Annotated in this window: 15 protein-coding genes; 11 read left to right on the forward strand and 4 right to left on the reverse strand. The window is 72.9% G+C overall.

All coding sequences use genetic code 11. From position 1 onward, the window contains the following. The first annotated feature begins 131 nt into the window (after positions 1 to 131). Positions 132 to 1,406, forward strand: a complete 1,275-nt coding sequence (ispG, locus tag PAI11_RS22140) for a flavodoxin-dependent (E)-4-hydroxy-3-methylbut-2-enyl-diphosphate synthase (RefSeq protein ID WP_007578895.1) — start codon at positions 132 to 134, stop codon at positions 1,404 to 1,406. A gap of 747 nt (positions 1,407 to 2,153) precedes the next feature. Here the strand turns inward: ispG and PAI11_RS22145 are convergent. Then, entirely contained in the window at positions 2,154 to 3,620 is a 1,467-nt protein-coding gene (locus PAI11_RS22145) for a hypothetical protein (protein ID WP_007578897.1), read from the reverse strand. Between the two features lie 274 nt (positions 3,621 to 3,894). Here PAI11_RS22145 and PAI11_RS22150 point away from each other — a divergent pair, with 274 nt between their 5' ends. From PAI11_RS22150 to PAI11_RS22180, 7 genes are all read left to right on the forward strand, one after another. Next, on the forward strand, positions 3,895 to 5,661 hold the full coding sequence (locus tag PAI11_RS22150; RefSeq protein WP_007578899.1) for a proline--tRNA ligase: 1,767 nt from the start codon (positions 3,895 to 3,897) through the stop codon (positions 5,659 to 5,661). Positions 5,662 to 5,723: 62 nt separating this feature from the next. After that, entirely contained in the window at positions 5,724 to 6,506 is a 783-nt protein-coding gene (locus PAI11_RS22155) for a CDP-alcohol phosphatidyltransferase family protein (protein ID WP_244406584.1), read from the forward strand. Positions 6,507 to 6,625: 119 nt separating this feature from the next. After that, the gene (locus PAI11_RS22160) at positions 6,626 to 6,919 is read left to right on the forward strand and encodes an RsiG family protein (RefSeq protein WP_007578902.1); all 294 of its coding nucleotides are present in this window, start codon (positions 6,626 to 6,628) and stop codon (positions 6,917 to 6,919) included. Next, entirely contained in the window at positions 6,919 to 7,389 is a 471-nt protein-coding gene (locus PAI11_RS22165) for an FHA domain-containing protein (RefSeq protein WP_007578903.1), read from the forward strand. Before PAI11_RS22160 ends, PAI11_RS22165 begins: the two co-directional genes overlap by 1 nt. 7 nt (positions 7,390 to 7,396) lie before the next feature. After that, positions 7,397 to 8,167: a transcriptional regulator FtsR gene (gene ftsR / locus PAI11_RS22170; protein ID WP_007578905.1), complete on the forward strand. Its 771-nt coding sequence runs from the start codon at positions 7,397 to 7,399 to the stop codon at positions 8,165 to 8,167. Then, on the forward strand, positions 8,164 to 8,718 hold the full coding sequence (locus tag PAI11_RS22175) for an adenine phosphoribosyltransferase (protein WP_007578907.1): 555 nt from the start codon (positions 8,164 to 8,166) through the stop codon (positions 8,716 to 8,718). The genes ftsR and PAI11_RS22175 overlap by 4 nt, the downstream gene beginning before the upstream one ends. 7 nt (positions 8,719 to 8,725) lie before the next feature. Beyond that, positions 8,726 to 9,175, forward strand: a complete 450-nt coding sequence (locus tag PAI11_RS22180) for an SRPBCC family protein (protein WP_007578909.1) — start codon at positions 8,726 to 8,728, stop codon at positions 9,173 to 9,175. Positions 9,176 to 9,242: 67 nt separating this feature from the next. Here the strand turns inward: PAI11_RS22180 and PAI11_RS22185 are convergent, their stop codons facing one another. Continuing rightward, positions 9,243 to 10,277, reverse strand: a complete 1,035-nt coding sequence (locus tag PAI11_RS22185) for a hypothetical protein (RefSeq protein WP_040601369.1) — start codon at positions 10,275 to 10,277, stop codon at positions 9,243 to 9,245. 117 nt (positions 10,278 to 10,394) lie between these two features. Here PAI11_RS22185 and PAI11_RS22190 point away from each other — a divergent pair, with 117 nt between their 5' ends. Next, entirely contained in the window at positions 10,395 to 10,799 is a 405-nt protein-coding gene (locus tag PAI11_RS22190) for a PaaI family thioesterase (RefSeq protein WP_007578914.1), read from the forward strand. A gap of 132 nt (positions 10,800 to 10,931) precedes the next feature. Here the strand turns inward: PAI11_RS22190 and PAI11_RS22195 are convergent, their stop codons facing one another. Both PAI11_RS22195 and PAI11_RS22200 read right to left on the reverse strand, forming a co-directional pair. Then, positions 10,932 to 12,719: an NAD+ synthase gene (locus PAI11_RS22195; RefSeq protein ID WP_007578916.1), complete on the reverse strand. Its 1,788-nt coding sequence runs from the start codon at positions 12,717 to 12,719 to the stop codon at positions 10,932 to 10,934. A gap of 79 nt (positions 12,720 to 12,798) precedes the next feature. Next, a complete protein-coding gene (locus PAI11_RS22200; RefSeq protein ID WP_007578917.1) occupies positions 12,799 to 13,230 on the reverse strand; it encodes a hypothetical protein in 432 nt (143 codons plus the stop codon). Positions 13,231 to 13,425: 195 nt separating this feature from the next. Here PAI11_RS22200 and PAI11_RS22205 point away from each other — a divergent pair, with 195 nt between their 5' ends. Next, the gene (locus PAI11_RS22205) at positions 13,426 to 13,992 is read left to right on the forward strand and encodes a sigma-70 family RNA polymerase sigma factor (protein ID WP_007578920.1); all 567 of its coding nucleotides are present in this window, start codon (positions 13,426 to 13,428) and stop codon (positions 13,990 to 13,992) included. A 293-nt stretch (positions 13,993 to 14,285) separates the two neighbouring features. Continuing rightward, on the forward strand, positions 14,286 to 15,011 hold the full coding sequence (locus PAI11_RS25060; protein ID WP_007578922.1) for a septal ring lytic transglycosylase RlpA family protein: 726 nt from the start codon (positions 14,286 to 14,288) through the stop codon (positions 15,009 to 15,011). The last annotated feature ends 48 nt before the right edge of the window (positions 15,012 to 15,059 follow it).

Genomic DNA, 15,059 nt, shown 5'->3' on the forward strand with positions numbered 1-15,059 from the left:
CGGGCGCGGCGCGGACGCACGCCCGGGACTCGCGACGCCGCGGCGGCCCGCGCGACCGCCGTTGCCACCGCGGATCGGCCGGTCACGCGACGGTCCCACGGCCGACCCGGTGGGCTCCGTACAATCGGGACATGGCCTCGCAGCGTCAGATCCGCGTCGGCGACGTCCTCATCGGGGGCGGAGCGCCGGTCGCCGTGCAGACGATGACGAAGACCGAGACGGCGAACCTGCCGGAGACGATGGCCCAGATCCGCCGGGTCGCCGAGGCCGGGGCGGACATCGTGCGGGTCGCGGTGCCTCGCGACCAGGACGTCGAGGCGCTGAAGACGATCGTGGTCGAATCGCCGATCCCGATCATCGCCGACATCCACTTCAACCACACGCTGGCGATCAAGGCGATCGAGGCGGGCGCCCACTGCATCCGCCTGAACCCGGGCAACATCGGCGGTCCGGAGAAGGTCGCCGAGGTCGTCGCGGTCGCCAAGCGCCACGACGTGCCGATCCGCGTCGGCGTCAACTCCGGGTCGCTGCCCAAGCACCTGCGCGACCTCGAGTACAGCGATCCGGTCGAGGCGCTGGTGCAGGCCGCGGTCGAGACGGTCGACCTGATGGAGCGCCTGGACTTCGACCAGTTCAAGGTCTCGATGAAGTCGACCTCGGTGCCGAACACGATCGCCTCGAACCGGCGCCTGAGCGAGCGGATCCCCTACCCGCTGCACCTGGGCGTAACCGAGGCCGGCACCAAGTACACCGGCTCGCTGAAGAGCGCCGTCGGCCTCGGCACCCTGCTGGCCGACGGGATCGGCGACACCGTCCGGATCAGCCTCTCCACCTTCCACGCGGAGGAGGAGGTCAAGGTCGCCTGGGAGATCCTCAAGGCCCTGAAGCTGCGCGAGAAGGGCCCGGTCCTGATCGCCTGCCCGACCTGCGGCCGGCTGCAGTTCGACATGGACTCGGTGGTCGCCGAGGTCGAGCAGCGGCTCGAGGCCTACGAGGATCCGATCGAGGTCTCGGTCCTGGGCTGCGCGGTCAACGGCATCGGCGAGGCCCGCCACGCCGACTTCGGGATCACCGGCGCCAAGGACGCGGGCATGATCTTCTCCAAGGGCGAGCCGCTGAAGAAGGTCCCGACCGACCAGCTGGTCGACGAGCTCTTCAAGGAGATCGACCGCTACTACGCCTCGGGCAAGACGATCGTCCGCGACGAGCGCGAGGTCGCCGAGGCGACCCGCTGGCTGTCCGAGAACGAGGACCTCTCCGCGATGACCCCCGAGCGCCTCGCCGCGCTCGAGAAGGAGAAGGCCGAGGCGCAGGCGCAGGCCGCCGAGCCCGAGGTCGTGGTCAAGACCGCCGTCGACGAGTCGTCCTCGCCGACGGCGGGCCGCCGCTTCACCCGCGCGGGCTGAGGGCCGGAGGGCGGTCGCTGCGCCGAGAACGAGATTGTCGCTGTCTCCGTACTGAGATGCCCACGCGCCCGACGGGCCAGTCGGCAGACGCAAGTCCAATAGTTGCACGCATGACCGTGTGTGGGTACGATCCAGGAATGCTTCGTCTCGCGCGGCCGACCATTGCCCTTACCGGCTTGTTGTGTGCTCTCTGCGTTAGTACGACTTGTTGAGGCCGCCTACGTCGTGGCGAGTGTTCGACCTGCTGAGCGTCGCGGTGTCGCGGCGCTTCGCCCTGAGTGGGAGAGGGCTCTGCCGACGCGGGCTACGACGCGAACCCCGGTCTACGTCGCCGTCGCGGCAAGTGACTCGATCTGCATATCCATCGTTGAACGCGCCCGTCCAGTCCGGGGATCTGCGACTTGCCAGCCTTGGACAGCCGCTCGTCGCCGGGGAGTGTTCGCCTTGCGAATATGCTGGCCTCCATCGGAGTACCACCAATCGTTCGGTGAACTGATCGCGATACCGCCGAGCGCGGCAAAGGTCCCGACCGGCCGCCATCGTCCCTGGGCTGAGATCATCGGGCGACCGTCGTCGCGCTCAGCGGCAGCTGATGTTGTTTCGATGCGCTTCGGGACGCAGGGCGACGTGCTGCGGGTCGGGCCGGTGAACACCGATCTGCGGTGGCTGCGGCGCCAATGTGGTCACGCTGGCGCCGGCTGATATTTCCGCCGGGCCGCGATGGGGCCCGGCGGACGCTGCCCTCGCTCAGTCCTTGGCCAGCCCGACCGCGTCGCTGGTCCGCGTCTGCTTCGACAGCGGGTCGACGAACGTGAAGCGGTACTGGGCCTTGGTCGACTTCGGGACCTTGACCTTGAACTGGCCGACGCCGTTGGTCGTGATGACCTTGTAGTCGCGGTAGCCGCTGCCGCTGCCGCTGCGACGCTGCAGCGTCACCTGGATCGCCTGGCTGCCGGGGCGCGCCTGGCCCCAGACGTAGCCGGCCTTCGACGTGCGCCAGCCGTAGATCGGGTTGGCGAAGGCGGCGGCCAGCGGCTTGGCGCGGCCGTCGGCGAAGTAGAGCCCGGACTGCCAGCGGTTGTAGAGACCGTCGGAGCCAGTCGGCTCGTCGAACCACTCGTACTGGGTCAGCATCTGCACGCGCGAGCTACGGGCGGCGATCGACCAGCCCCACTGGGACCACAGCGACTGGCGTCGCAGCGACACTCCCTCGATCTTGTCGGGCGGGCTGCTCTGGTACGCGTACTCGTCGAACCAGAACGGCATCTTTTTGGCGCCGACGACCTTGAGACGGCGGGCCCTGGTCAGTCGATCGACGACCGAGGACAGCCGGGAGAGGTCGCCGAGCTTGGCATCGCCGGTATTACTCTCGCGGCGACCGGGCGAAATCTGCCCAGAGTGCGGATGGTATGCAAGGGCATACCCGGTGACAGGCTTGAAGTTCTTGCAGAGCCCGGAGCGCTTCGCCTTGTACTTGGACGTCACGCAGGACATCTCGCGCAGGAAGTTCATCGGCTGGAAGGTCGCGTTCGTCCGGATCGCCACCTTGTCGCCGCGCGAGGACGTCGCACCGACCGCGATCCGGGCCGACGGATCGTTGGCGTGGATCGCGTCGTACCCCGCCTGAGCCAGCTGGCGGTACAGGTGCGGGGAGTACGGCTTGCACGTCGTCCCGGTGCAGCTGTACTGCGGCTGCAGCCAGGTGGCGACGTTGGGCTCGTTCCAGACGATGTAGCGGTCGATCTTGGCGGCGATGTGCTTGGTGACCGCCGTCGCGAACTCGCCGAAGAGCGTCGGGTTCGGCTTCCACGTCCCGTTGCGCCGCACCGCTTCCTGGGACGCCCAGACCGGACCGGGTCCGGAGATCACGAGCGTGACGCTCATGCCGTGCTTGCGGACGAGGTCGACGTTGCGATCGAGGGTCGAGAAGTCGTAGGACTTCGGATCGCTGCCCGCGAACCCGTTCGGCGCCTTGGTCGCGTCCGTGCTCGGGGCGAGCTTGTTCCACTGGGCGAACATGCGCACGTCCTGGACGCCCTCGGCCTTCCACTTGGCGACCGTCGCCTCGGCGCCTCCCGGCGTGGCGCCCTTCAGCACGTTCTCGTCGGCGATCCCGGTCAGCATCGTGCTCGACGCGGGCGCGAGGGAGGGGAGGGCGAGCAGGGCGACGGCGACGGTGGTCGCGGTCGCCGCGCGGAGGGTGCGGGAGGTCATCGGACGGGGTCTCCTCTCGAAGGGGGGACGCGGAGGCGCCGAGCCGGGCGCCGAGGCGCCCGTCGAGCGCGGCACGGCGCGGGTCAGTGGATAGGAACCCGCTGGACGGGCGCGGGTTGCGGTCGCTGGAGTCTCGCGGTTGCGGCGGACAGCCGCGCTGGACCCGTCGAGCGCCGGTCGCGCCACCGCGATCGGCTCGAACCCGCGGGTCCGCTACGCGACCGCCGGTAGCCGCACGGGATCGACCCGTGGCCGTCGTCTAGATTCCCCCGCGATGACCCGCCTCTCCCAGCTGCTGCTACCGACCGAGCGTCAGCCGCCCGCCGACGCGGAAGCCGTCTCCCACCAGCTGATGGTGCGCGCGGGCCTGGTCCGCCAGATGGGCGCCGGGCTGTGGAGCTGGCTGCCGGCCGGCTGGCGCGTCCACCAGAAGGTCGTCGCGATCGTGCGCGAGGAGATGGAGCGGATCGGGGCCCAGGAGGTCCTGATGCCGGTCCTGCAGCCGGCCGAGCTGTGGAAGCGGACCGGGCGCTACGACGCGATCCAGGGCGAGCTGTTCCGGCTCAAGGACCGCAAGGACGCCGACATGGTCCTGGCGATGACGCACGAGGAGGCGATGACCAGCCACGTCGCCCAGATCGTGCGCAGCTACCGCGACCTGCCCTTCAGCCTCTTCCAGTTCCAGGTCAAGGAGCGCGACGAGCCGCGGCCGCGGGCCGGCGTCCTGCGCACCCGCGAGTTCGTGATGAAGGACGCCTACACCTTCGATCGCGACGAGGCCGGCCTGCAGGAGCACTACGAGCGCTACCGCGAGGCCTACGCGCGCGTCTACGACCGCAGCGGCCTGCGCTGGTACGAGGTCGAGTCCGACACCGGCATGATGGGCGGCAAGCGCGCCCACGAGTACATGGCGCCCTGCGCCGCCGGCGAGGACGACGTGGTCCTCGCGGGCCCCGACGGCGCGTCCTACTCGGCCAACGTCGAGGTCGCCTCCGCCGACGCGCAGCCGATCGCGCTGCCGCCCGCGGGCGAGACGCCGGTCACGATCGAGACCCCCGGCACGACCACGATCGCGGCGCTCGCCGAGCACCTCGACCGGCCGGCCGGGTCGCTGCTGAAGGCGTTCCCGGTCGTCGTGACGCCCGCGCCCGCCACCGTCAAGGGCGAGGTCCCCGCCGCCAAGCCGCGGCTCGTGCTGGTGCTGCTGCGCGGCGACCACGAGGTCGTCGAGATCAAGCTCGAGAAGGCGCTCGGCGGCACCGTCCGCCAGGCGTCCGAGCAGGAGATCCGCGACCGGATCGGGCCGCCCGGGTTCCTCGGCCCGATCGGCAGCGACGTCCCCGTGCTGCTCGACGCGGCCGCCGAGGCGACGACCGAGGCCAACGACGGCGGCGGCTGGGTCGTCGGCGCCAACGTGGTCGACCAGCACCTCGACGGCGTGGTGCCCGGCCGCGACTTCGCCTACGAGATCGCCGACGTCCGCGCGGTCGTGGCCGGCGACACGGTCGACGGCCAGCCCGTCACGATCGAGCCGGCGATCGAGGTCGGCAACATCTTCCAGCTGATGACCCGCTACTCCGAGCCGCTCGGGGCGACCTTCCTCGACGAGGAGGGCAAGGAGCAGCCGATCGTCATGGGCTCCTACGGGATCGGTCCCGCGCGGATCGCCGCCGCCGCCGTCGAGCAGTTCCACGACGAGCAGGGGATCAGCTGGCCGAAGGCGATCGCGCCGTTCGACATCGAGGTCGTCGCGCTCGGCAAGCAGGGCACCGACGAGCAGCTGGCCGCGGCGAAGGTCTACGACGAGCTGACGGCCGCCGGCTTCGACGTCCTGCTCGACGACCGCAACGGCGGCGCCGGCCAGAAGCTGACCGACGCCGAGCTGCTCGGCTGCCCGCTGCGGATCACCGTCGGCAAGCGCTCGCTGGCCGAGGGCCGGGTCGAGGCCCAGATCCGCCGCGGGCAGGAGACGATCGAGGGCGGCCTGGCCCTCGACGGGCTGGCCGACGCGGTCCGCGAGCTGTGGGAGCGGATCCCCTGATCCCGGCCGACCCCGATCGCCCGGTGGATCCACCGCCGAGCGGCGAGGACGCTCCGGCCGACGTGAGCGGCCGTGGGCCGGTCCGGGAGCGGGCCGAGCAGGTCCGCGACCGGACGCGCGAGCGGGCCGAGCAGGTCCGCGACAAGACCCGCGAGCGGACCGAGCAGCTGCGCGAGCGGACCGAGCCGATCCGCGACAAGACCCGCGAGCAGACCGAGCGGGTCCGGATGACCGTCTACCGGCTGTTCGGGATCGACCGCTCGGGACCGCCGCCCCCGCAGACGCTGCCCGGCCAGCCGCTGAACGTCTGGACGCTGCCGAACGCGGTCGGGATGATCCGGCTGGCGCTGATCCCGGTCTTCCTGGTGCTGGCGCTGAGCAGCGACGGCGGGACCGACGCGCTGCCGGCCGTGCTCTTCGCCTTCATCGCCGGAACCGACTACCTGGACGGCTTCCTGGCGCGCGCCACGGGCCAGTACAGCCGCTTCGGTGCGCTGCTGGACCCGGTCACCGACCGGTCGCTGGTGATGGCCGGCGGCGTGGTCTGCTGGAGCTTCGAGCTGCTGCCGCGGTGGGCGCTGGCGATCCTCGTGGCCCGCGAGCTGTACGTCCTCTACAACGGCCGCAAGGCCGTGCGGCTCGGACTCGGGATGCAGGTCAACTGGTGGGGCCGGATCGCGGTGGTCCCGACGATGGGCAGCCTCTTCCTCGCCCTCGTCGGCCTCAACGCGCTCGCCGAGGTGCTGCTCTACGTCGGCGTCACGCTCTCGCTGATGGCCGCCGCGCGCTACACGGTGCAGGGCCGCCGGGCCCTGCGCGAGCGCCGCGAGGGCACCACGACGTAGCGATTCCGCGGCGATCGCGGTCAACGGCCCAACCAGCACCCTCAACCGGAGGTCGAGGAGCGGGCCGAGAGCGCTGGTATGCTCGCCACGGCCGTCCCTCCTTCGGAGCCACACTGCGCATGGAAGACACGTTTCCCGATCTCGGCAGCCTCTCCGACGAGGAGCTGAAGGCGATGATCGATCGCCTCACCACGGAAGAGACCGAGGTCAGCTACCGCCGGCGGATCCTGCACGGCCAGATCGACATCCTGCGGGCCGAGCTGGTCAGCCGCCTGCGTCGCAAGCACGAGGACGGCGAAGCCGTGATCGGCGGCTCGGACGTCGATCGCCTGACGGAGATCCTGGCCGGCCGCGCCGCCGGCCTGCGTCCGGCGGAGCAGGTCGAGGACGGCGAGGGGAGCGCGACCTCCTGATGGCGGTCCACTGCCCGGAGTGCGGGTTCGTCGCGGGCGAGGGCGCCAACTTCTGCCCCAAGTGCGGGGCCTACCTGGGGGACATCCACGCGCACGAGGAGCCGACGACGGCGACCTACCGCGTGGGCGACACCGGCGAGGTCGCCGCGGTCGACCTGGCCCAGGTGCGCGAGTCCGGTGGTGCGGCGCTCGTCGTCCGCGCCGGCGGCGGCCGCGAGGGGGAGAGCTTCCCGCTCGCCGGCGAGCGGGTCACGATCGGCCGCCGGCCGGAGAGCGACCTCTTCCTGGACGACGTCACCGTCTCCCGCGACCACGCGATCGTGGTCTCGCGCCACGACGGCTGGCACATCGACGACCTCGGCTCGCTGAACGGGACCTACGTCAACCGGCGCCGGATCGACAGCTCGCTGCTGTCCGACGGCGACGAGGTCCAGGTCGGCAAGTACAAGCTCACCTTCCTGGCCCGCTGAGGCCCCGATGGCCGAGGAGCAGCTCACCGAGGTACCGGCGGCGGGGCGACCCGCGGCGGGCCGTTCCGGCCGGCCGTTGACGATCGGGCAGGTCTGCAAGCTGCTGGTCGGCGAGTTCCCGGACATCTCGATCTCGAAGATCCGCTACCTCGAGGACCAGAAGCTGCTGCATCCGCGCCGCACCAGCGGCGGCTACCGGCTGTTCGGCAGCGACGACGTCGACCGCCTGCGCACGATCCTGCGGCTGCAGCGCGACGAGTTCCTGCCGCTGCGGGTGATCCGCCAGGAGCTCGCCGCCGGCCGCGGGCAGGAGCCGCGGGTCGTCGGGCCGGACGACGACGAGGACTCGCCGGCGACGAGCGCGGCGACGTCGCACCGCCCGCGGATCAAGGCCTCCGGCGGCACGCTGCGGACGGTCGAGGAGCTCTGCGACGACACCCGCGCGACGCCGCAGCTGGTCAAGGAGCTGCGGGACTTCGGGATCGTGCAGGGCCGCGAGCACGAGGGCGCGATCGTCTTCGACGACGACGAGCGGGAGATCGTCCGGGCCGCGGTCGAGCTGGCGCGCTACGGCGTCGGCGGGCGGCACCTGCGGGTCCTGCGCAGCTCCGCCGATCGCGAGGGCGCGCTGCTCGAGCAGCTGCTCGGGCCCGCGCTGCGCTCGCGCAACAGCGAGCGGCGGGCCGAGGCGGTCGACGCGCTGGAGACCCTGGCGGCGACCACGATGCGGCTGAAGCACCTGCTGCTGATCCGCGACCTGCGGAGGCTGGTCGCGTGAGCGGCGACCGAACTCGGCCGCCGGCCGACGCGCTCGACCTGCGCGCCCACATCGTCGACCTGCCGGACCACCCCGAGCCGGGCGTGATCTTCCGCGACATCACCCCGGTCCTGGCCCACCCGGAGGCGCTGGCCAGCGCCGTCGACCAGCTGACCGCGCTGACCGCGGAGCTGGGGGTGGAGCGGGTGATCGCCGCCGAGGCGCGCGGATTCCTGCTCGGCCCGGCCCTCGCCCGCGAGCTGGGGGCCGGGTTCCTGCTGGCCCGCAAGCCCGGCAAGCTCCCGCGCGAGACGATCGCCGTCAGCTACGAGCTGGAGTACGGCACCGACCACCTCGAGGTCCACGCCGACCTGCTGCCGCCGGGCACGCGGGTGCTGGTCCACGACGACCTGCTGGCCACCGGCGGGACGGCGGGCGCGCTCTGCTCGCTGGTCGAGCGCCTCGGCGGCGAGGTCGTCGCCTGCTCGTTCCTGGTCGAGCTGGGCTTCCTGGGCGGGCGCGCGGCGCTCGCCCCCCACGACGTCCACGCGCTCGTGCGCTACGACAGCTGAGGCGACCGTGGGCAACGACGCGAGCGCCGCGGCGACGGCCGTCCTGGACGCCACGCCGGAGGACGTCTGGTACCTGATCTCCGACGGCGGCCGGGTCGTCTCCTGGTGGCCGCGCGCCGAGCGGGTCGAGGACGTCCAGGGCGGGCGCTTCACGCTCGTCCTGCGCAGCTCGCGCGGCGTCCCCGTGCGGATGGACTGGCGGGTGGCCGCGTCGCGCCGCGAGCAGCTGCAGCGCTGGGAGCAGGAGCTGGCCGGGACGCCGTTCGCCCGCGCCCTCACCCGCAGCGCCGTCGAGCTGCGGCTGGAGCCGGTCGACGACGGCGCCCGCTGCCGCGTCACGTGCGCCGTCGAGCGGGATCTGGTCCAACGCGGGTTCGTCGCCCGGCGGCTGGGTCGCAAGGCGGCGCGGCGGCAGGCGGGCGAGGCGCTCGACCGGCTGCGGCGCGCGCTCGGCTGAGCGGCCGCCGGCGGCCCCGCGGGACGGGAGCGGCGGCGCCCGCCCGGCCGCCGATCCGCGGCGCGCGTCAGCGCAGCAGCGAGCCGCTGACGACGACCTTGCCCGGCTTGGTGCCGGCCAGCGTCTTCTCGGTCTCCTCGGCGATCACCAGCGTCGTGTACTTCGACGGGTCGATCTGGACCTCGCTGCCGGTCTTCAGGTCCTTGGCGGCCATCAGCGGGATCACGGTGCCGGCGATCTTGCCCTTGGAGTCGATCGTCTTCGGCGTCGGCTTGCCGGTCGACTGGTCCTTCTCGCCGTTGCTGAACCATCCGAGCCGGGCGGCCGTCTGGCCGCCGCCGGTCAGCCAGACCGCGTAGGTCTGGCGGCTGGAGCGGACGGGCTGGAAGCGCTCGCCGGCGAGGACCGCGAGGATCTGGCCCTGCTCGACCTGCAGGCGGGCGACGCCCCGCGGCCTGGCGGCCGCGCCGGTCGCCCCCTTCGGCGGGTTGAGGTTGACCTGCTGGGCCATCGTCGCCGGCAGCTGGGTGATCGCGGTCGTCGTCGCGGTCGTGGTCGGCGTCGACGCGGTGCTGTCGTCGGCGGAGTCGCCGCCGTCGAAGACCCCGGCCACCCAGAGCACGATCGCCGCGGTCACGAGCGCGCCGGCGACCAGCAGCAGGATCGTCCCGAGGCTGCGCCGCTGGTGGTCGCGGCCCTCGGCGACCTTGCGCGCGTCGAGCGCGGCGAACGCCTCGCGGACGTCCTCGCCGTCGCCGGGAACCGCCGGCAGCTCGTCGCCGGCCAGCGGGCGCAGGCCGGCCGCGACCAGCCGCGCCCAGGTGCGGGCCGGGGCGTGGCTGTCGAGCAGCTCGCGGGTCGCCTGGCGGTCGCTGGCGGACTGCTGGCCGAGCAGGTAGTCCGCGATCCGATCGCGATCCTCCGGCTCGAGGCCCGGCACGTCGTCGGGGGCGATCCCGTCGACGGCATCCAGCGACCGCTCCCGCACCAGCGCGGCGTCGAGGCCGAGCGCGTCGGCCACGTCGCCGTACGCGAGCTTCCGGCGCAGCACCAGCTGCAGCACGGCCTGCTGATCGGGGTGAAGCTCCTCCAAGCGCGACATCAGCGCAGGAATCTACCGGCGCGATCGTTCGGAACGTGTAAGGGCCGTCGATGAGTCCGCGGCGGTGGATCGCGGGCGGCACGGGCCTCTGCGGCGCGCGCCACATAGGATCTCGCGATGGACCTTCCCTCGCTGATCCCGGTGGAGAACACGCTCGACGGCCAGATCGGCCTCGAGATCGGCGCCCACGGCGATGACTGGATCGAGGCCACCGTCGCGGTCGGCGACCACGTCAAGCAGCCGATGGGGTTGGTGCACGGCGGGGTCTACGCCTCGATCGCCGAGTCGATCACGTCGATGGCGACGGCCGTCGGCGTCTACGCCGACGGCATGAGCGCCCAGGGGCTCTCGAACAGCACCAACTTCCTGCGGCCGATCTTCGAGGGCACGATCCACGCCCGCGCCGAGCGGCTGCACAAGGGCCGCACGACCTGGGTCTGGGACGTCCGGATCACCGACGACGAGGGTCGCCTGGCCGCGATCTCGCGGATGGTCATCGCGGTCCGACCGCTGCCGGACTAGCGGCAGTGGCCGGTGGCGGATGCGAGGCGTTCGCAGACCGAGCAGGTCGCCGCCGGGAAGCGAGAGCTGTGCTCGGCACTGCCGAGCGCACCAGGTGGCGAGATGCGAAGCGTCAGCGGACGCCTCGCGCCGTCACCCGCCGTAGCGGTTGGTGATCGGCAGCCGCCGGTCGCGACCGAGCGCGCGGGGGGTGATCTTGACCCCGGGCGGGGACTGGCGGCGCTTGTACTCGGCCAGGTCGACGAGCCGGATCACCCGCTCGACGTCGGCGGCGGGCAGGCCGCGGTCGACCAGCTGGTCGCGGCCGAGGTCGAGCTCGACGTAGCCCTCGAGGATCCGGTCGAGGACGTCGTAGGGCGGCAGCGACTGGTCGTCGCGCTGGTCGTGCCGCAGCTCGGCCGACGGCGGGCGCTCGACGATCGAGGCCAGGACGTCGTGCTCGCCGTCGGTGCCCCAGGCGTCGGGCGTGACCTGACGGCGGTGCGCCACGAGGTCGTAGACGAGCGTCTTCGGGCAGTCCTTGATGACCGCGAAGCCGCCGGCGCTGTCGCCGTAGAGCGTCGAGTAGCCGACCGACATCTCGCTCTTGTTGCCGGTCGTGAGCACCAGCCAGCCGTGCTTGTTGGACAGTGCCATCAGCAGGTTGCCGCGGATCCGCGCCTGCAGGTTCTCCTCGGTCAGGTCCATCTCGAGCCCGGAGAACGGCTCGGCGAGGATCTGGTCGTAGGCGTCCATCGCGGGCTTGATCCCCAGGCGCATCCGCTGCACCCCGACGGCGTCCGCCAGGCGATCGGCATCCGACTGGGTGCCCTCGGAGGAGTACGGCGAGGGCATCACGATCGCCCGCACGCGGTCGGCGCCGAGCGCGTCGATCGCCACCAGCAGCACCAGCGTCGAGTCGATCCCGCCCGAGAGCCCCAGGACGACGGTCGAGAAGCCGTTCTTGGCCACGTAGTCGCGGGTCGCCAGCACCAGCGCGGCGTAGACCTCGGCGATCGGGTCGAGCGTCGGGAACAGCTCGCCGTCGCCGTGCGGGCTCTCGTCCTGTGGGTGGCCGTGGCGCGGGGGCGTCGAGGTCGGCGGGTGCTCGGTGGCCGCCGTCGTCAGCCGGGCGACCGTCCGCACCGGCGTTCCGAGCGCCGGGCGATGGGCCAGGCGACCCCGCGGATCGCGCAGGCGGGCGGCGCTGGCGGCCGCCGGATCGACGTCGCAGACCAGCAGGTCCTCGGCGAACTGGGCGGCGCGGCCGACGACGAGGCCCTCGTGGTCGAGGATCACCGAGTGACCGTCGAAGACCAGCTCGTCCTGGCCGCCGACCTGGTTGCAGAGGGCGACGACGGCGACGTGGTCGCGGGCGCGCTGGGCGAGCATCCGCTCGCGCTGGTGGCCCTTGCCGCGGTGGTAGGGCGAGGCCGAGGTGTTGAGGATCACCGTCGCGCCCGCGGCGGCCGCGGCGGCGGCCGGCCCGTCGGGCAGCCACAGGTCCTCGCAGATCGTGACCGCGACCGGGACGCCGTCGACCTCGACGATCGCGGCGTGGTCGCCGGCGCCGAAGTAGCGGTACTCGTCGAAGACCCCGTAGTTGGGCAGGCGGACCTTGCGGACGATCCCCTGGACCTCGCCGTCGGCCAGGATCGCGGCGGCGTTGTAGACGGCGTCGCCGCCGCGCTCCGGGAAGCCGACGATCGCGACGGTCCCGCTGGTGGCCGCGGCGACGTCGTCGAGCGCGACCCGTGCGTCGTCCAGGAAGTGCTGCTTGAAGAGCAGGTCCTCCGGCGGGTAGCCGGTGATCGTCAGCTCGGGAAGGACCGTGATCGCGGCGCCCGCCTCGCGCGCGGCCTCGATCGCGTCGATCGAGCGCCGGGCGTTGCCGGACAGGTCACCGACGACGAGGTCGATCTGAGCCAGGGCGATCCGCATCGCCGTCCACGATATTGACCTGCCCGCCCGCCCGCGGTCGGTCGGCCGCTTCGGTGCCCGCTGCCGCGAACCCGCGGCGTCAACCGCCGAGGCCGTCGGCCAGGAACGTCCGCAGCGCCGGGTCGGCGGCCGATCGGACGCCGAGGCGCTGGTCGCCGACGCGGGCGACGACGCCGGCGGCGCGGGGGCGGACGACGATCACGACCGCCTGGCCGGCGGCCCGGACCGCGGGACGGTCCTCGGCGCCGAGCGCCGCCGCCAGCCGTCGCACCTGGCGGGCGGCGCGGTCGTCGGGCACCGTCACCACGGCGTTGCCGTCGCGCAACAGCGTGGCGCTGCTGTCGGCGCCGGGAGCCGCCGTGGTGCGCCCGGTGGTGCCCGCGGACCCGGGGGCGTCGGTCGCCGAGTCATCCTGGACGGCGATCCGCAGGATCGCGAACGACAGCGCCAGCGCGAGCACGAGGATCACGATCCAGCGCAGGATCCGGAGCGGCAGCGGCTGATCGCGCACGGGACCATTGAACCCGAATCGACGGATCCCCGGGGGCTGTCGCCGTCGGCCGTCGCCGCGGGCGGACGGACGCGTCGATCGTCGGGCGATGGTGGCACCATGGCACGGTAAGGTTCCCTGGCGCGTTGGCGTTGCTCTGGCGTATCGCTACCGTAGAGGTGCTGCGCGGCGCCGACGGCGCCCGCTTCCTGTCCGATGAACCTCCGCGACCCCCGCATCTTCGCGCGCCTCTACGCCGAGCACGCTCCGGCCGCGGCCACGGCGGCCTCGAGCGTCCTGGGCCCCGCGGGTCGCCGCTCCGAGGTCGAGGACGTGGTCCACGACGTCTTCCTGCGGCTCTGGCGCGAGCCGGCCCGCTTCGACGCCGACCGTGGATCGCTCGCGGCCTACGTGCGCGTGATGGCGCGGTCGCGGGCCGTCGACCTGCTCCGCCACGGCCAGGCGGGAGCCCGCGCCAGCGATCGCGTCGGCCACGCCGCGACCCGCCGGGACCCGGTCGACGCGACCGTCACCGAGGCCGAGCGGCGAGCGGCCCGGGCCGCGCTGCTGCAGGCGATGGCGACGCTGCCCCAGCCCCAGCGCGAGGCGATCTGGCTGGCCTGCTGGGGCGACCTGACCGCCGGCGAGATCGCGACCCGCGAGGGCGTCCCGCTGGGCACGGTCAAGGGCCGGATCCGCCTCGGCCTGGCCCGGATGCGCTCCGAGCTGGAGACGTCGGACGTCGCCGCCGGCATCATCGCCGCGCTGTCCTCCATGCTCTAGCGGGGCGCGGGGCGGGGCGCGATACGAACGTGTGTGCGCCATCGCACGTGCAGGGCGCTGAGGACGCCGTACGGTTACCGGACCGTTCACCGACGCCGAGTCGGCGCATGTCCGCATGCGCCGAGCGGGGGAACCACTTGCCGGACCCGCCTCTGACCCGAGGCGCGGACCGGCCGGGGCGAATCGGGCGCAGTTGCGCCCGTAGCGCCCGTCGAAGGTCGCACGACTGCGTCCGCCGGCGGTTGCGAGCCCGTCAGCTCACCTCGTAGGCGCCTGACAAGGAGACACGTTCCGTGACCCGTCACGCGTTCGTCACGCCGCATCGCGCTGCTCTGGCAGCGGGCGCGGCGCTGGCCCTGACTGCCACCTCGCCCGCGATCGCCGCGGCCCCCGCCGCTGGCGGAGCCACGCCTTCAGGCGACGCCGCCCCGACGACGGTCGCCGCGCCGGCCGTCGCCAAGCGGTTCGCCGCCAACATCCGGATGAGCAGCGAGCGCGGCTCGGTGCTCGTCGGCCGCGTCGCCAGCTACACCGGCCGTGTCGCCCGCGCCCCGCGCGACCTGCGCGTGCGGCTCGAGCTGCGCCGCGAGGGCCGCTGGCGGACCGTCGATCGCGACATCGTCGCCCGCGGCGGCCGCTTCCACCTGGAGACCAAGGTCCGCCGCACCGGCGACCTGCTGGCCCGCGTCCGCGTCGTCGGCACCTCGAAGGTCGAGGGCGACAGCGAGCGCGTCGCCCGCGTCCACGGCTTCCGCGCCGCCTACGCCTCGTACTACGGGCCGGGCCTCTACGGCGGTCCGCTCGCCTGCGGCGGGCGCCTCGGCCCCGGCACCATCGGCGTCGCCCACAAGTCGCTGCCCTGCGGCACCAAGCTGACGCTCCGCGTCGGCCACCGCGAGGTCCGGGCCCGCGTCATCGACCGCGGCCCCTACGTCGGCAACCGCGAGTTCGACCTGACGACCGCAACCCGCAACGCGCTGGGCTTCGGCGACGTCGGCACGGTGCTCGTCGACCGCTAGTGCGGGCGGCGCCTGGCGTCCGTGGACGCTTCGGATCTCGCCACCGTG

Source organism: Patulibacter medicamentivorans, assembly GCF_000240225.1.
Taxonomy (GTDB): domain Bacteria; phylum Actinomycetota; class Thermoleophilia; order Solirubrobacterales; family Solirubrobacteraceae; genus Patulibacter; species Patulibacter medicamentivorans.